14 protein-coding genes, 1 tRNA gene and 1 pseudogene are annotated in these 14,569 nt (G+C 53.2%); 9 read left to right on the forward strand and 7 right to left on the reverse strand.

All coding sequences use genetic code 11. The features are described 5' to 3' along the window. Positions 1–52 precede the first annotated feature (52 nt). The 5 genes from xerD (at position 53) to lysS (ending at position 6,143) form a co-directional block, all read left to right on the forward strand. Entirely contained in the window at positions 53–949 is an 897-nt protein-coding gene (xerD, locus tag Y71_RS04305) for a site-specific tyrosine recombinase XerD (protein ID WP_007370256.1), read from the forward strand. 24 nt (positions 950–973) lie between these two features. Then, positions 974–1,687 carry a bifunctional protein-disulfide isomerase/oxidoreductase DsbC gene (gene dsbC, locus Y71_RS04310; RefSeq protein ID WP_007370257.1) on the forward strand — a complete coding sequence of 238 codons (714 nt, stop codon included), beginning with the start codon at positions 974–976 and terminating at the stop codon, positions 1,685–1,687. 5 nt (positions 1,688–1,692) lie between these two features. Beyond that, positions 1,693–3,426 (forward strand): single-stranded-DNA-specific exonuclease RecJ, encoded by a 1,734-nt coding sequence (gene recJ, locus Y71_RS04315; protein WP_007370258.1) that lies wholly within the window; start codon positions 1,693–1,695, stop codon positions 3,424–3,426. A gap of 91 nt (positions 3,427–3,517) precedes the next feature. After that, positions 3,518–4,616, forward strand: a protein-coding gene (gene prfB, locus Y71_RS04320) for a peptide chain release factor 2 (protein ID WP_107147091.1) whose coding sequence is annotated in 2 segments (ribosomal slippage) — positions 3,518–3,592 and positions 3,594–4,616 — 1,098 coding nt in all. Because the reading frame shifts where the segments join, the coding sequence is not laid out codon by codon here. 9 nt (positions 4,617–4,625) lie between these two features. Further along, positions 4,626–6,143 (forward strand): lysine--tRNA ligase, encoded by a 1,518-nt coding sequence (lysS, locus tag Y71_RS04325; RefSeq protein WP_007370260.1) that lies wholly within the window; start codon positions 4,626–4,628, stop codon positions 6,141–6,143. A gap of 48 nt (positions 6,144–6,191) precedes the next feature. Here lysS and idi read toward each other — a convergent pair whose 3' ends face one another. The 4 genes from idi to Y71_RS04345 form a co-directional block, all read right to left on the reverse strand. Then, on the reverse strand, positions 6,192–6,743 hold the full coding sequence (idi, locus tag Y71_RS04330) for an isopentenyl-diphosphate Delta-isomerase (RefSeq protein ID WP_007370261.1): 552 nt from the start codon (positions 6,741–6,743) through the stop codon (positions 6,192–6,194). Positions 6,744–6,861: 118 nt separating this feature from the next. Next, the gene (locus tag Y71_RS04335) at positions 6,862–7,578 is read right to left on the reverse strand and encodes a DUF554 domain-containing protein (RefSeq protein ID WP_007370262.1); all 717 of its coding nucleotides are present in this window, start codon (positions 7,576–7,578) and stop codon (positions 6,862–6,864) included. 16 nt (positions 7,579–7,594) lie between these two features. Next, positions 7,595–8,182, reverse strand: coding sequence for a UbiX family flavin prenyltransferase (locus Y71_RS04340; protein WP_007370263.1), 588 nt, complete (start codon positions 8,180–8,182; stop codon positions 7,595–7,597). 10 nt (positions 8,183–8,192) lie between these two features. Further along, positions 8,193–9,686: a UbiD family decarboxylase gene (locus Y71_RS04345; protein ID WP_007370264.1), complete on the reverse strand. Its 1,494-nt coding sequence runs from the start codon at positions 9,684–9,686 to the stop codon at positions 8,193–8,195. A 216-nt stretch (positions 9,687–9,902) separates the two neighbouring features. Here Y71_RS04345 and Y71_RS04350 point away from each other — a divergent pair, with 216 nt between their 5' ends. The 3 genes from Y71_RS04350 to Y71_RS04360 all read left to right on the forward strand — a co-directional run bounded on the left by Y71_RS04350 (position 9,903) and on the right by Y71_RS04360 (position 11,774). Further along, positions 9,903–10,802 carry a LysR family transcriptional regulator gene (locus tag Y71_RS04350; RefSeq protein WP_007370265.1) on the forward strand — a complete coding sequence of 300 codons (900 nt, stop codon included), beginning with the start codon at positions 9,903–9,905 and terminating at the stop codon, positions 10,800–10,802. Between the two features lie 65 nt (positions 10,803–10,867). Continuing rightward, on the forward strand, positions 10,868–11,608 hold the full coding sequence (gene actS, locus Y71_RS04355; RefSeq protein ID WP_007370266.1) for an amidase activator ActS: 741 nt from the start codon (positions 10,868–10,870) through the stop codon (positions 11,606–11,608). 92 nt (positions 11,609–11,700) lie between these two features. Continuing rightward, positions 11,701–11,774, forward strand: a tRNA-Gly gene (locus tag Y71_RS04360). 501 nt (positions 11,775–12,275) lie between these two features. On the opposite strand, the gene Y71_RS30970 is transcribed toward Y71_RS04360, so the two are convergent. Together Y71_RS30970 and Y71_RS04370 are read right to left on the reverse strand one after the other, a co-directional pair. Further along, positions 12,276–12,539 (reverse strand): hypothetical protein, encoded by a 264-nt coding sequence (locus Y71_RS30970; protein ID WP_035942059.1) that lies wholly within the window; start codon positions 12,537–12,539, stop codon positions 12,276–12,278. Continuing rightward, positions 12,529–13,056: a hypothetical protein gene (locus Y71_RS04370; protein ID WP_007370267.1), complete on the reverse strand. Its 528-nt coding sequence runs from the start codon at positions 13,054–13,056 to the stop codon at positions 12,529–12,531. Before Y71_RS04370 ends, Y71_RS30970 begins: the two co-directional genes overlap by 11 nt. A 159-nt stretch (positions 13,057–13,215) precedes the next feature. On the opposite strand from Y71_RS04370, the gene Y71_RS04375 reads away from it, so the two are divergent. Then, positions 13,216–14,363, forward strand: a protein-coding gene (locus tag Y71_RS04375; RefSeq protein WP_085949497.1) for an IS3 family transposase whose coding sequence is annotated in 2 segments (ribosomal slippage) — positions 13,216–13,453 and positions 13,453–14,363 — 1,149 coding nt in all. Because the reading frame shifts where the segments join, the coding sequence is not laid out codon by codon here. A gap of 18 nt (positions 14,364–14,381) precedes the next feature. Here Y71_RS04375 and Y71_RS30610 read toward each other — a convergent pair. After that, a pseudogene (locus Y71_RS30610) lies at positions 14,382–14,558 on the reverse strand (PAAR domain-containing protein); the annotation flags it as partial. Positions 14,559–14,569: the final 11 nt, after the last annotated feature.

Consider the following 14,569-nt stretch of genomic DNA (forward strand, 5'->3'; position numbering starts at 1 on the left):
AATCGTACGGCTATCAGGCATAATGCAGCGATTGAGAAACGGAGGCGTTTCAATGGAACAGGATTTCGCACGTATCGAACAATTTCTTGATGCGCTCTGGCTGGAAAACAATCTGGCGGACAACACGCTCAGCGCCTACCGTCGCGATTTGCAAGGCGTGGCCGAGTGGCTGCATCATCGTGGAAGTAGTCTGGCCCTGGCGAGAAGTGATGATTTACATGCGCTGCTGGCCGAACGCGTGGATGGTGGCTACAAAGCTACCAGTTCAGCGCGTCTGCTCAGCGCCGTGCGAAGACTCTTCCAGTACCTGTACCGGGAGAAAATCCGTAGTGACGATCCCAGCGCGCAACTGGCCTCGCCGAAGCTGCCGCAGCGTCTGCCAAAAGACTTAACGGAAGCGCAGGTTGAGAGACTTTTACAGGCGCCGGTAGTTGACCAACCGCTGGAGTTACGCGATAAAGCCATGCTTGAGGTTTTATATGCCACCGGGCTTCGCGTCTCTGAACTGGTCGGGTTGACCATGAGCGATATTAGCCTGCGCCAGGGCGTGTTGCGGGTGATTGGTAAAGGTAATAAAGAACGGCTGGTACCGTTGGGTGAAAATGCGGTGTACTGGGTGGAAAACTACCTTGAACACGGGCGTCCGTGGCTGCTGAACGGCGTATCGATTGATGTGCTATTCCCCAGCCAGCGCGCTCAGCAGATGACGCGCCAGACTTTCTGGCACCGTATCAAGCACTATGCTGTGCTGGCGGGGATTGACAGCGAAAAGCTTTCCCCTCACGTTTTACGTCATGCTTTTGCCACGCATTTGCTCAATCACGGCGCGGATCTGCGCGTGGTGCAAATGCTACTGGGGCATCAGGATCTTTCTACAACGCAAATTTATACGCATGTGGCTACCGAGCGGCTGCGTAAGCTTCATGAACAGCATCACCCGCGGGCGTGATGGCTGATAATTAAAGGATGTTTTATGAAAAATGGTTTGATTATGTTCACCCTGCTGGCAGCGGCTTTTTCTGGCGTTGCGCATGCAGACGACGCCGCTATCAAGCAGTCGTTGGCAAAACTGGGTGTACAGAGCTCTGAGATATTGCCCGCTCCCGTCGCCGGAATGAAAGCGGTATTGACCAACAGCGGCGTGCTGTATGTGACCGAAGACGGCAAACATATTATCCAGGGGCCGATGTACGATGTCAGCGGCGCGCAGCCGGTGAACGTCACCACGCAAATGCTGTTGCCGCATCTTAACGCGCTGGAAAAAGAGATGATTGTCTACAAAGCGCCGAAAGAAAAACATGTGATCACTGTGTTCACCGACATCACCTGCGGCTACTGCCAGAAACTGCACAGTGAGATGGCGGATTACAACGCGCTGGGTATCACCGTCCGCTATCTGGCGTTCCCGCGTCAGGGTGTGCCGAGTGAAGTTGAAAACCAGATGAAAGCGATCTGGTGTGCTAAAGATCGCAATAAAGCCTTTGATGACGCGATGGATGGCAAAGGCATCAAACCGGCCAGTTGCGATATTGATATTGCTAACCACTATGCGCTGGGTGTGCAGTTTGGCGTCAACGGAACACCGGCCATTGTGCTGAACGATGGCTACCTTGTTCCGGGCTATCAGGCACCGGCTGAGATGAAAGCCTTCCTCGACAAACATCAGCAAGCCACCAGCGGTAAATAAGACGCGTGAAAGCTCAGATACAACTTCGCCGCCGTAAGGTGGATGATTCGGCGGAACTGGCGGAAGACTTACCGCCGTTACTGCGTCGGCTCTACGCCAGCCGCGGCGTGCGTAAGGCCAGCGAACTGGAGCGCAGCGTAAAAGGCATGCTGCCCTGGCAGCAACTTACCGGCATTGATGAGGCGGTTTCGCACCTTTATCACGCGCTGCGCGAAGGTTTACGCATTATCGTGGTCGGTGATTTTGACGCCGATGGCGCAACCAGCACGGCGCTCAGCGTCCTGGCGCTGCGCGCGCTGGGCTGTGAAAATGTGAGCTACCTGGTGCCGAATCGTTTTGATGACGGTTACGGTCTCAGCCCGGAAGTGGTCGATCAGGCGCATGCGCGCGGCGCGCAGTTGATCCTGACAGTCGACAACGGTATTTCCTCGCATGCCGGGGTGGAGCGGGCGCACGAACTGGGTATTCCTGTGGTCGTGACGGATCACCACTTGCCTGGTGATACCCTGCCTGATGCGGAAGCCATCGTGAACCCCAACCTGCGCGACTGTGATTTTCCGTCGAAATCGCTGGCGGGCGTCGGTGTCGCTTTTTATCTGATGCTGGCGCTACGCGCTTTTCTGCGCGACAACGGCTGGTTTGAATCGCGCGGGCTGGCTATGCCGAATCTTGCGGAACTGCTCGATCTTGTCGCTCTGGGAACAGTAGCAGACGTGGTGCCGCTTGATGCCAACAACCGTATTCTCACCTGGCAGGGCCTGAGCCGGATCCGCGCCGGGCGCTGTCGGCCTGGCATTAAAGCGCTGCTTGAAATCGCCAACCGTGACGCGCAGAAACTGGCGGCGAGCGACCTGGGTTTTGCGCTGGGTCCACGCCTGAATGCGGCGGGCAGGCTGGATGATATGTCGGTGGGTGTTGCGCTGCTGTTATGCGATAACCTCGGCGAAGCACGTCAGTTGGCTAACGATCTGGATGCGCTGAATCAGACGCGCAAAGAGATCGAACAAGGTATGCAGGCCGAGGCGCTAACCTTGTGCGAGCAGCTTGAACGAAGCCGCGATACCTTGCCCGGTGGGCTGGCGATGTACCATCCCGAATGGCATCAGGGTGTGGTGGGGATTCTTGCCTCGCGAATCAAAGAGCGTTTTCATCGGCCGGTGATTGCCTTTGCGCCTGCTGGCGATGGCGTTCTGAAAGGTTCCGGGCGTTCGATTCAGGGGCTGCACATGCGTGATGCGCTGGAGCGCCTGGATATGCTCTATCCTGGCATGATGCTTAAATTCGGCGGTCATGCGATGGCTGCCGGTTTGACGCTCGAAGAGCAGCGTTTTGAAGAGTTTCAACAGCGCTTCGGCGAACTGGTGACGGAATGGCTGGATCCGGCGCTGTTGCAGGGTGAAATTGTTTCTGACGGCCCGCTAACGCCGCAAGAGATGACGCTGGATGTCGCCGAAATGCTGCGTGAAGCCGGGCCGTGGGGGCAAATGTTCCCGGAGCCGCTGTTCGATGGCGAGTTTCGGCTGTTGCAGCAGCGGCTGGTGGGCGAGCATCACCTGAAGGTGATGCTTGAGCCGGTTGGAGGCGGTCCGCTGCTTGATGGCATTGCATTTAACGTCGATACCACCTGCTGGCCGGATAACGGCGTGCGGCAGGTGAATATTGCTTATAAACTTGATGTCAACGAGTTCCGCGGGAATCGTAGCGTACAGCTTATCATCGAAAATCTCTGGCCACTTTAGCGCCAGTATTCGCTACAAAAAAGGGCGTGGATCCGGTAAACTCCCGCCCTTATCACCGCATTTTGACAAGTCCATTAAAAGAAATCAGACCATGTTTGAAATTAACCCGGTAAAAAATCGTATTCAGGACCTCACGGAGCGCTCCGACGTTCTTAGGGGGTATCTTTGACTATGACGCCAAGAAAGAGCGTCTGGAAGAAGTAAACGCCGAGCTGGAGCAGCCGGACGTCTGGAATGAGCCAGAGCGCGCACAGGCGCTGGGCAAAGAGCGCTCCTCACTTGAAGCTATCGTCGATACCCTCGATCAAATGTCGCAGGGGCTGGAAGATGTCTCCGGCCTGCTGGAGCTGGCGGTAGAAGCTGACGACGAAGAAACCTTTAACGAAGCGGTCGCCGAGCTGGACGGGCTGGAAGAGAAGCTGGCGCAACTTGAGTTCCGTCGCATGTTCTCCGGCGAGTATGACAGCGCCGATTGCTACCTCGATATCCAGGCGGGCTCCGGTGGTACCGAAGCGCAGGACTGGGCGAGCATGCTGATGCGCATGTATCTGCGCTGGGCGGAAGCTCGCGGCTTCAAAACTGAAATTATCGAAGAATCTGAAGGTGAAGTCGCGGGTATTAAATCTGTGACCATCAAGATTATCGGCGATTACGCCTACGGCTGGCTGCGTACCGAAACCGGCGTTCACCGCCTGGTGCGTAAGAGCCCGTTCGACTCCGGCGGCCGTCGTCATACCTCCTTTAGCTCCGCATTTGTCTACCCGGAAGTGGAAGACGATATTGATATCGAGATTAACCCGGCGGATCTGCGTATTGACGTCTATCGCGCATCCGGCGCGGGCGGCCAGCACGTTAACCGTACGGAATCTGCGGTACGTATTACCCATATTCCGACCGGACTGGTAACGCAGTGCCAGAACGACCGTTCTCAGCATAAAAACAAAGACCAGGCCATGAAGCAGATGAAAGCGAAGCTTTATGAACTGGAAATGCAGAAGAAAAATGCGGAGAAACAGGCGATGGAAGACACCAAGTCCGATATCGGCTGGGGAAGCCAGATCCGTTCTTATGTCCTGGATGATTCCCGCATCAAAGATCTGCGTACCGGGGTTGAAACCCGCAATACGCAGGCGGTGCTGGACGGCAGCCTGGATCAATTCATCGAAGCAAGTTTGAAAGCAGGGTTATGAGGAACCAACATGTCTGAACAACAAGCACAGGGCGCTGACGCGGCAGTCGATCTTAACAATGAACTGAAAACCCGCCGCGAGAAGCTGGCGCAACTGCGCGAGCAGGGTGTGCCGTTCCCGAACGATTTCCGTCGTGACCAGACCTCTGACAAGCTGCACGCTGAATTTGATGGCAAAGAGAACGAAGAACTGGAAGCCCTGGGCATTGAAGTGGCCGTTGCTGGCCGCATGATGACCCGCCGCATTATGGGTAAAGCCTCATTCGTAACCTTGCAGGATGTGGGCGGTCGAATTCAGCTGTACGTTGCGCGCGATGATCTTGCAGAAGGCGTGTATAACGAGCAGTTCAAAAAATGGGACCTCGGCGATATCCTCGGCGCGCGCGGCAAGCTGTTCAAAACCAAGACCGGCGAACTTTCCATTCACTGCACCGAACTGCGTCTGTTGACTAAAGCTCTGCGTCCGCTGCCGGATAAATTCCACGGCTTGCAGGATCAGGAAGCGCGTTATCGCCAGCGTTACCTGGACCTCATCTCTAACGATGAATCCCGCAATACCTTTAAAGTGCGTTCGCAGATCCTGGCCGGTATTCGCCAGTTTATGGTGAGCCGCGACTTTATGGAAGTTGAAACGCCGATGATGCAAGTGATCCCTGGCGGTGCGTCCGCGCGTCCGTTTATCACTCATCATAACGCGCTTGATCTGGACATGTATCTGCGTATCGCGCCGGAACTGTACCTCAAACGTCTGGTGGTTGGCGGCTTCGAGCGCGTGTTCGAAATCAACCGTAACTTCCGTAACGAAGGTATCTCCGTTCGCCATAACCCTGAGTTCACCATGATGGAACTCTATATGGCGTATGCGGATTATAAAGATCTGATCGAACTGACCGAATCGTTGTTCCGCACGCTGGCGCAGAACATCCTCGGCAAAACCGAAGTGCCTTACGGCGATGAAGTTTTCGACTTCGGCAAACCGTTCGAAAAACTGACCATGCGCGAAGCGATCAAGAAATACCGTCCGGAAACCAACATGGCGGATCTGGATAACTTCGACAGCGCGAAGGCGATTGCTGAAAGCATCGGTATCAAAGTTGAGAAGAGCTGGGGTCTGGGCCGTATCGTGACCGAAATCTTCGAAGAAGTGGCCGAAGCACATCTTATTCAACCGACCTTTATTACGGAATACCCGGCGGAAGTTTCCCCGCTGGCGCGCCGTAACGACGTTAATCCGGAAATCACCGATCGCTTCGAGTTCTTCATCGGCGGTCGTGAAATTGGTAACGGCTTTAGCGAGCTGAATGACGCGGAAGATCAGGCGCAGCGTTTTGCTGACCAGGTTGCAGCGAAGGATGCGGGCGACGACGAAGCGATGTTCTTCGACGAAGACTACGTGACCGCGCTGGAACACGGTCTGCCGCCGACGGCGGGTCTGGGCATTGGTATCGACCGTATGGTAATGCTGTTTACCAACAGCCACACCATTCGCGACGTGATTCTGTTCCCGGCAATGCGTCCGGTGAAGTAATCGCCCAGCGATAAAAAAAGCCCCGGCGTGAACAACGTCGGGGCTTTTTTATACCTGCAATGTGGCGGCAAAATTTCTGAGCGCGGGCTGCGCAGTGGCTGCTTCTGCCACCATCCAGGGGCTAAAAGCCCAGGGCGTAGCATTGAGCGCCTGCAATAACGCTTCCAGATCCACCCACTGATATTCCATCACTTCATCGTAGTTAATCGTCAACGGCGTTGTGATTTGTGCGGCGAAGACCGGGCAGATTTCGTTTTCCACGATGCCGGAAGGATCGGTTTCACGGTAACGGAACTCTGGTGCGATGGCGGTAATGTGCCCGAGCCCGGCGCCGACTTCATAACGGCAGCGGCGAATAAGAGCCTGTTCGGTGGTTTCCCCTTTTTGCGGATGCCCGCATACGGAGTTCGTCCAGACGCCTGGCCAGGCTTTTTTGCTTAATGCACGCCGTGTCACCAGAGACTGCCCTGCGGCATTAAAAATCCAGCATGAAAAAGCCAGATGTAACGGCGTTTGCGATGTATGTGCGGCGTACTTTTCCTGCGTACCGGTTACCACTCCCTGCTCATTCACTAAAATAACGTGCTCTTGTTTACCCATAACGGCTCCCGAACGTAAAACGCCGGGTGGCGCTGGACTTAGCCAGTTTACAGGGAACACGATCTCTGCAAACCAGCCAGCCACAGCGCCACCGGGCAAACGCGATTATAACCAACTATCAGGCGAAAAGTTTTGCCCAGAGAGCGGAAAAGGGCATTACCAGTACCAGTCCGGGCAACATATTCGCCACCGGGAACGGCTTGATATTACAAATCCGCAGCCCCGTTGCGACCATGATTAGCCCTCCCGCGCAGGAGAAATCCCCCATCATGTCCGGAGTGATCATGTGCAGGATGTAAACCGCCAGCGTTGCCAGCGCAACCTGCACGGCAATCAGTGGTAAACCGATGGTCATGACTGAGAAGCCCAGCATGGTGGCGAAAATGGCGGCGGTAAACAAATCGAGCACCGTTTTGATATACAGGATGGAGGGATCGCCAGTCATGCCTTCATGCATCGCACCGAAGATACCGGTGCCGCTGGCGCAAAACAGCACCAGAATCGCGACAAATTTCTCCGTAAATTCATCGTGGCCCAGGCCCTGAACCGGTGGGAACACGCGGTTGATTAAGCCGCGTGTTGTGCCTGCCGCTCTACCGATCTGTTTTTCCAGAAAGAATGCTTCGCCAATGACTGCGCCCAGCACCATCGCCAGAACCACGGCAGGCATGAACTTCACTTTTATCACCAGGTTGATACCAAGACCGACCGAACAGAGACCAAAGGTCAGGGGCAGCGCCACTTTCACGCGCTCCGGAATACGTTTGCCAACGAGTGAACCCAGCAAACCGCCGACAATAACGGCAGCGCCATTCACATAAGGACCGATTAACATAATATTTCCTGCATGATTACGCGTTATGAGCCAGGTTGCCCTCGCCCCAACGCGGAAGGTTTTTCACATCAATACCAAACAGGTCTAACGCGCGGCTGACGCTGTGGGTAATGATTTCATCAGTGGTTTGCGGGCGCTGGTATAGCGCCGGAACCGGCGGGAAAATAATTCCGCCCATTTCTGTTACCGCCAACATGTTGCGAATATGTCCGAGGTTAAGTGGCGTTTCGCGCGCCAGCAGCACCAGACGGCGGCGCTCTTTAAGCACCACGTCGGCGGCCCGGGTTAGCAGGTTATCTGTCAGGCAGTTTGCGATGGATCCCAGCGAACGCATGGAACAGGGGGCAACGAGCATGCCCATTGTTTTAAACGATCCGCTGGAAATGGCTGCGCCAAGATTACCAATAGGGTGAACCACATCTGCCAGTGCCATCACCTCATCCAACTGATAGTCCGTTTCCAGCTCACAGGTTTTTTCCGCCCCTTTTGAGATAACCAGGTGGACTTCAGGAGCCTGCGCACGTAAAAGCTCAAGTGCCTTTACGCCATACTGAAAACCAGAAGCACCGCTAATGCCGACAATGATGCGTTGAGATGCCGCCACATTGTTCCCCTTACTCGAAATCTGGCAGGAAGCGTTTCACATCAACCTCTTTAAACTTCGAGCGTTCAAAATGGCTTTTCAGGTGGAATGGCACCGTACAGTCAAAGAGGGTTTTGCAGGACATTCCCTGCTGCAAAATGCTCGGGCTGTAAGCCGGGATCTGCGAGGGATCGAGCGGATGACAGCGAACCCCGGGAATCGTGACGGTATCGACATCACCCTGATATCGGGTTTGCATCGCCCACAGCACATCGTCGCTGTCGAAAATATCCACGTCTTCATCAACCAGAATCACGTGTTTCAGTTCCGGGAAGGCAGAGAATGCCAGCAGGGCTGCCTGGCGCTGACGGCCTTCATCCGCCGGGGAGAATTTTTTGAATTGCATCACCGCCAGAAGTTTACCGCCACCCGCAGAGTGAGCGAACACGTTGAGCAGCTTGCCCGGCATTGCACGGCCCACCATATCGAGGATACTGGCTTCCGTCGGGATGCCCGCCATATTGACGTGTTCTTCGCCTGGACCCACAGTGGTACGCCAGATCGGGTTGTAGCGATGGGTGACGGCTTTGACTTTGATTACCGGCAGTGCATCTTTGGCCTCGCCGGTATAGCCGGGAAATTCAGGCATCGCTTTACCGGTATTGGTGTTCTGATCTTCACGCAGACGTACGTTCGGCAGCAGTTCGCCTTCGATAACGATCTCCGCATGCGCAATGGCGCGTTCGTTGATGGTTTTACACTGCACCATTTCTACAGCCTTGCCGCGCAGGGCACCGGCAACGCTCAGTTCGTCATAACCCAGCGGGGTGGTTGGTGGCTCAAAGCAGGCGGCGATTTCGATAGCAGGATCGACGCCAATGCTGATCGAGATCGGCAGTGGTTTCCCGGCGGCTTCCGCTTTCATGCGGAATGCATCGATATGGCGACCCGGGGTTAACCACATCGACAGCTCGTCGCGGCTCTGTACGCAAAGGCGATGAATGGTGATATCGGATTCGTGTGTTTCAGGATCGGAAGCGTAGCATAGACCCATTGTGATGTACGGGCCGGCATCCTCTTCGGTATTGGTTGGTGCTGGTAGCAGTTTGCGCAGGTCGAAGTTAGCGTCGCTGGCCAGATGAACCACCTGTTGGCAGACGGCATTGTCTTTGGTCAGTACTGGCGGAATAGGGTTCTGCACGGAATCTTTCAGCAGGTGGCCCAATTTTTCCGGCGCGCAGTTGAGGAAATGGCTGACGCGTTTACGCGAGCCGTTCAGGCCGATAGCCACGCTGATATCCTGGAAGCCCTTCACTTTGTTGAACATCATCACCGGGCCGTTTTTACGTGTTGGGCGCTGGCAGGTGCCGCCCGCGCCAACGTAACGGTAAACACCGGAAAGTTCGGCGTGTGGATCAACTTCAGTATCGGTTTCGACATATTCGCCGGGCAGTGTTTTTAATAATTCAATCGCCGAGCGTAAATCTGTAACGCCGCTGGTATTTTTATTTTCGCTATTTGACATAGTCTGTTCCATCGGAAAAAGGGTTTACTGTCGGTGGCTACCTTATTTTTCCAGGGAACATTAAACAAATACCGTTTTCCTGACTCAGACCAGATCAAAAAAGTACTATTTATAAAATTGTTAAATTTAGGTTTCTAATTTGATTAAAAAACCAGACTTTTCCTTTGCTGCGCTAAGTGTGATACTGAGCGCCGGGGGATCGTGGAGTAGATCTGTATGGATTTGAAAAGGTTGCGCTATTTTTGCCGCGTTATAGAGCAGGGATCCGTAAGCCAGGCCGCGAAAGTGCTGAATATGGCGCAGCCGCCATTGAGTAAACGGATCCAGGAACTGGAAGAAGAGCTACAGGTTTCACTGTTTACCCGCCAGGGAAATCGTATTGAGCCAACCGATGCCGGATATTTTCTTTATCGTAAAGCATGCGAAATATTACGTCAGGTTGAAGACACCGCCCGCGAAACGATCGCTATTGCTAATAAAGAAAAATTCAAGTTAAGAATCGGCTTAACCCATCTTTTTCAATCGTATTTCAAGCCATTGTTGCTGGAGCTTTATAAGCGTCATCCCGATGCGGAGATTAATATTTCGGTAACGGATTCCAGCCATCTGGAAACCATGCTTAACGAAGGTGCGATCGATCTGGCGTTGATCCAGCGCCCCTACCGCAGTGAAGGCTTTGATTATGTCTCCTTCGATCCGGTACGGCTGGTTGCGGTGATCAGCAAACAGTGTTTGCCTGAAATGCCAGCGAGCCCATTTGATTACCAGGCGCTGGCGGCATTTCCGCTGGTGCTGCTGCACCGGGCAAAAGATGCCGGAACGTATGAGATGTTAATCGACCTGTTCCGTAAAGCGGGTGGGAATCCGCGGGTGATCATGCATATCACCCAGCCTGGTGTGATTCTGGAATGGCTGGAGTCTGGTCTTGCTGCGGCAACGCTGCTGCCGTCATCAGAGGTGGATGCAGCTAAATTAATAAACTGCCACGTAGTGGATGTTTTTCCGTCGCCACAGGTATTTTACCCGGCTCTGGTGAAGATGCCGGCGATGCCGTATCTGCCGGAAATGATGGAAATCATTGCTCAGGGCTACCCGATGCCGCGCCATTCATCGTGAAAGTATTGGCATCCGGATTGTGGCTGTTATCATAGGTCGCCATTTATTTTAATCGAGGATCTGTTTTGCGCGCAGGACGCCTGATGAGTAACCCGTTCCGCATTGCCTTTTGCCTGGCGTTCGCTTTATTGCTGGCAGGTTGCGCCGGGAAATCCTCTTCCGGAGGCAATTATTCCGGCTCCACCTATACGGTTAAGCGGGGCGATACGCTGTACCGTATTTCACGCATTACCGGAACCAGCGTGAAAGATCTCGCCAGCATGAACGGGATCTCCCCGCCATATACCATCGAAGTGGGGCAGCGGTTGAAGGTTAATGGTTCTAAAGCCAGCGCATCCTCGGGTAAAACCAGCACGAAAACCGCTAAAGTCACGCCTTCCTCCGCCGTGCCGCAATCCTCATGGCCGCCGGTAGGGCAACGCTGCTGGCGATGGCCGACCAGCGGGAAAGTGATTATGGGTTACTCCACGTCCGACGGCGGGAATAAGGGGATTGATATTGCAGGTTCGCGCGGGCAAGCCATCTATGCTGCTGGTGCAGGGAAGGTGGTATACGTTGGTAGCCAGCTTCGTGGCTACGGTAATCTGATCATGATTAAGCACAGCGAAGATTACATTACGGCCTACGCGCACAACGATACGATGCTGGTGAATAACGGACAGAACGTGAAAGCGGGGCAGAAGATCGCCACCATGGGCAGCAGTGATGCGGATTCTGTTCGCTTGCACTTCCAGCTGCGCTACCGGGCAACGGCGATTGATCCGCTGCGTTATTTACCGCCGCAGGGCAGCCCACCCAAATGTTAAAAATGCGCCGAACAGACGATAAATTAACCTGTTAGCGCAGGCGTATCTTGCCAGACGGTGCGTAAAGACTATAATGCGTTACGCACTTCGACGCGGGCGTAGTTCAATGGTAGAACGAGAGCTTCCCAAGCTCTATACGAGGGTTCGATTCCCTTCGCCCGCTCCAGAATTTCCCCTTGTGGAGAAGCCTTAAAAGCCTTCTCTATCAGCAACTTAAATAGTTACCTATTTTAGTCGCCTATGGGTTCTACCATTGTGATCCGCCCTTGGTAACTGTCACGCTAAGTTACATGGTGAGATGACAGTATAACTCAGCGTTGGCGGCAGTTGCATCCTCACACCGCGATAGAAAACGTGAAGAAAAAGCCCATCCAGGCATCGTTATGTCATCGACAGATTGAACACACGCATTAAAGCCCGACGTGCGGCCCTATGAGCCACGTAAACAGGTTTATGGTGATAACGTACCTACAAACGACATGTAGGCTCTATCAGCGCTTCAGCCACGCTCCCGCAAGGGTACACGGTTATCCTGATAAGGTGTGATCCCTCTGACAGTCTGATGAAGTCGCTACGCTTGTTGCTGTATCACCAACGGGGCTTTATGGCTTCTATTGTCTAAAATTAGGGAAAAGGGGAAAGGCAGGATCTCTCCAGCCTTTGGCGGTCATCTCACTTTCTTGAAGATAAGCAGGATCAGAGGGACGCAGACAGCGAAACCAATGATAGAGGCTAAAGCCGAATCAGAGTGATTTTGCGATAGCTCCTTAACAAACCAAGTGCATTGAGAAGGGGTAAATTCTCCTCCTTGGCTCATTGTCTCTGAAAAGTTAAGAGCGAAGACCAGATCGAAATAAAGCACGATAACGTAATACGCTACGCAGATCAGCGCGATACTCATCCACCTGATCCAGAACTTCTTATTCATCATCGTAAGTGCTTCCCAATGAACCGCCTACTGTACCGCCTGAGTATGGGGATGTTGAGCCAGCAACAGCAGCGGAATCGGCAGCAGCTTGTTGAATTTTTGCACTCCCTCCCATTGGTTGAGGGCTTTTGTTCTCGGTGTTAGGGTACTGCTGTTTGAATGTATTAGTCATTTCGACAACGAGCATTGAGGAGAAGTCTGCACTCTTTGATTCAAGATAACTTTGCAGTGATACCGGAATAGTGAAATCTTCTTCTATGTCGATTGGTAGCTGTGTTGTCGTGGATGTGTAACCGTGATCGAATAACTTTGAGCCAGCAAACTTGATCCCCTCAACTGAGTGGGTGGTACAGTTGCTACCAGTCACATCATACTTATCAATCGTGCGGCCTCTTCGCTTTGTACCGTCTTGCATGTTTGGCGTTTGAATTGGTGCTACACCGCCATTCCAAAGGTTTTCGAAGAAGTTACGGGTTATTTTAGGATCTGCATCATCAATGCGGAAAGCGCGAGCACCCATTTCATAAAGTTCGTATCGGTAATACTTACGCGCATCTTCATCTTGGAAAAAGTCTAAAATCCCATCCCCAGTGAAGGTACTTTTATCAGTGCGTCCTGAATCGCCACGGGTTTAACAGACACCTCAGAGTCATTTAAGATGGCTTAAAGAGAGGTGCCCATGAGCGGTAAGCGTTATCCCGAAGAGTTTAAAACTGAAGCAGTCAAACAGGTTGTTGATCGCGGTTATTCTGTTGCCAGCGTTGCAACACGTCTCGATATCACCACCCACAGCCTTTATGCCTGGATAAAGAAGTACGGTCCGGATTCTTCCACTAATAAAGAACAGTCAGATGCTCAGGCCGAGATCCGCCGTCTCCAGAAAGAGCTGAAACGGGTTACCGACGAACGGGACATATTAAAAAAAGCCGCGGCGTACTTCGCAAAGCTGTCCGACTGAGGTACGCCTTTATCCGTGACAACTCCTGTTGCTGGCCTGTTCGCCTGCTCTGTCGGGTGCTGGATGTTCATCCCAGTGGTTTTTACGCCTGGCTTCAGCAGCCGCATTCACAACGCCATCAGGCAGACCTGAGACTGACAGGACAGATTAAACAGTTCTGGCTGGAGTCGGGATGCGTCTATGGTTATCGCAAAATCCATCTGGATCTGCGTGACAGCGGGCAACAGTGCGGAGTAAACAGAGTCTGGAGACTGATGAAACGTGTCGGAATAAAGGCTCAGGTCGGATACCGAAGCCCGCGGGCACGTAAAGGCGAGGCCAGTATCGTGTCACCCAACAGGCTCCAGCGACAGTTCAATCCGGATGCTCCTGATGAGCGTTGGGTAACGGACATAACCTACATCAGGACCCACGAAGGCTGGCTGTATCTTGCCGTTGTTGTTGATCTGTTCTCACGCAAAATTATCGGCTGGTCCATGCAATCCCGGATGACAAAGGACATTGTCCTGAACGCACTGCTGATGGCTGTATGGCGGCGTAATCCCGAAAAACAGGTGCTGGTTCATTCGGATCAGGGCAGTCAGTACACAAGCCATGAGTGGCAGTCGTTCCTGAAATCACACGGCCTGGAGGGTAGCATGAGCCGTCGCGGTAACTGCCATGATAATGCGGTTGCAGAAAGTTTTTTCCAGTTGTTGAAACGTGAACGGATAAAGAAAAAGATCTACGGAACGCGGGAAGAAGCCCGCAGTGATATTTTTGATTACATCGAAATGTTTTATAACAGTAAGCGTCGGCATGGTTCTAGCGAACAGATGTCACCGACAGAATATGAAAACCAGTATTATCAACGGCTCGGAAGTGTCTAGATTATCCGTGGCGATTCATCCATAGCGTCCATAGGTGTAGAGATAGATGCTGTTATTCTCATGCACTGAAACGAAAGCATGACCTGCACTTGTTGTTTCAGTCCAGAGGTAAACGCCGTTCAATAGCTGGTTATCTTCTGGCTTGCAGGTATCAGCAAAGGTGTTTTGCTTCTTCGCTGCCTGTGCATGTTGCACTGGCTCTACAG

It is taken from the genome of Kosakonia radicincitans DSM 16656 (assembly GCF_000280495.2).
Classification (GTDB): domain Bacteria; phylum Pseudomonadota; class Gammaproteobacteria; order Enterobacterales; family Enterobacteriaceae; genus Kosakonia; species Kosakonia radicincitans.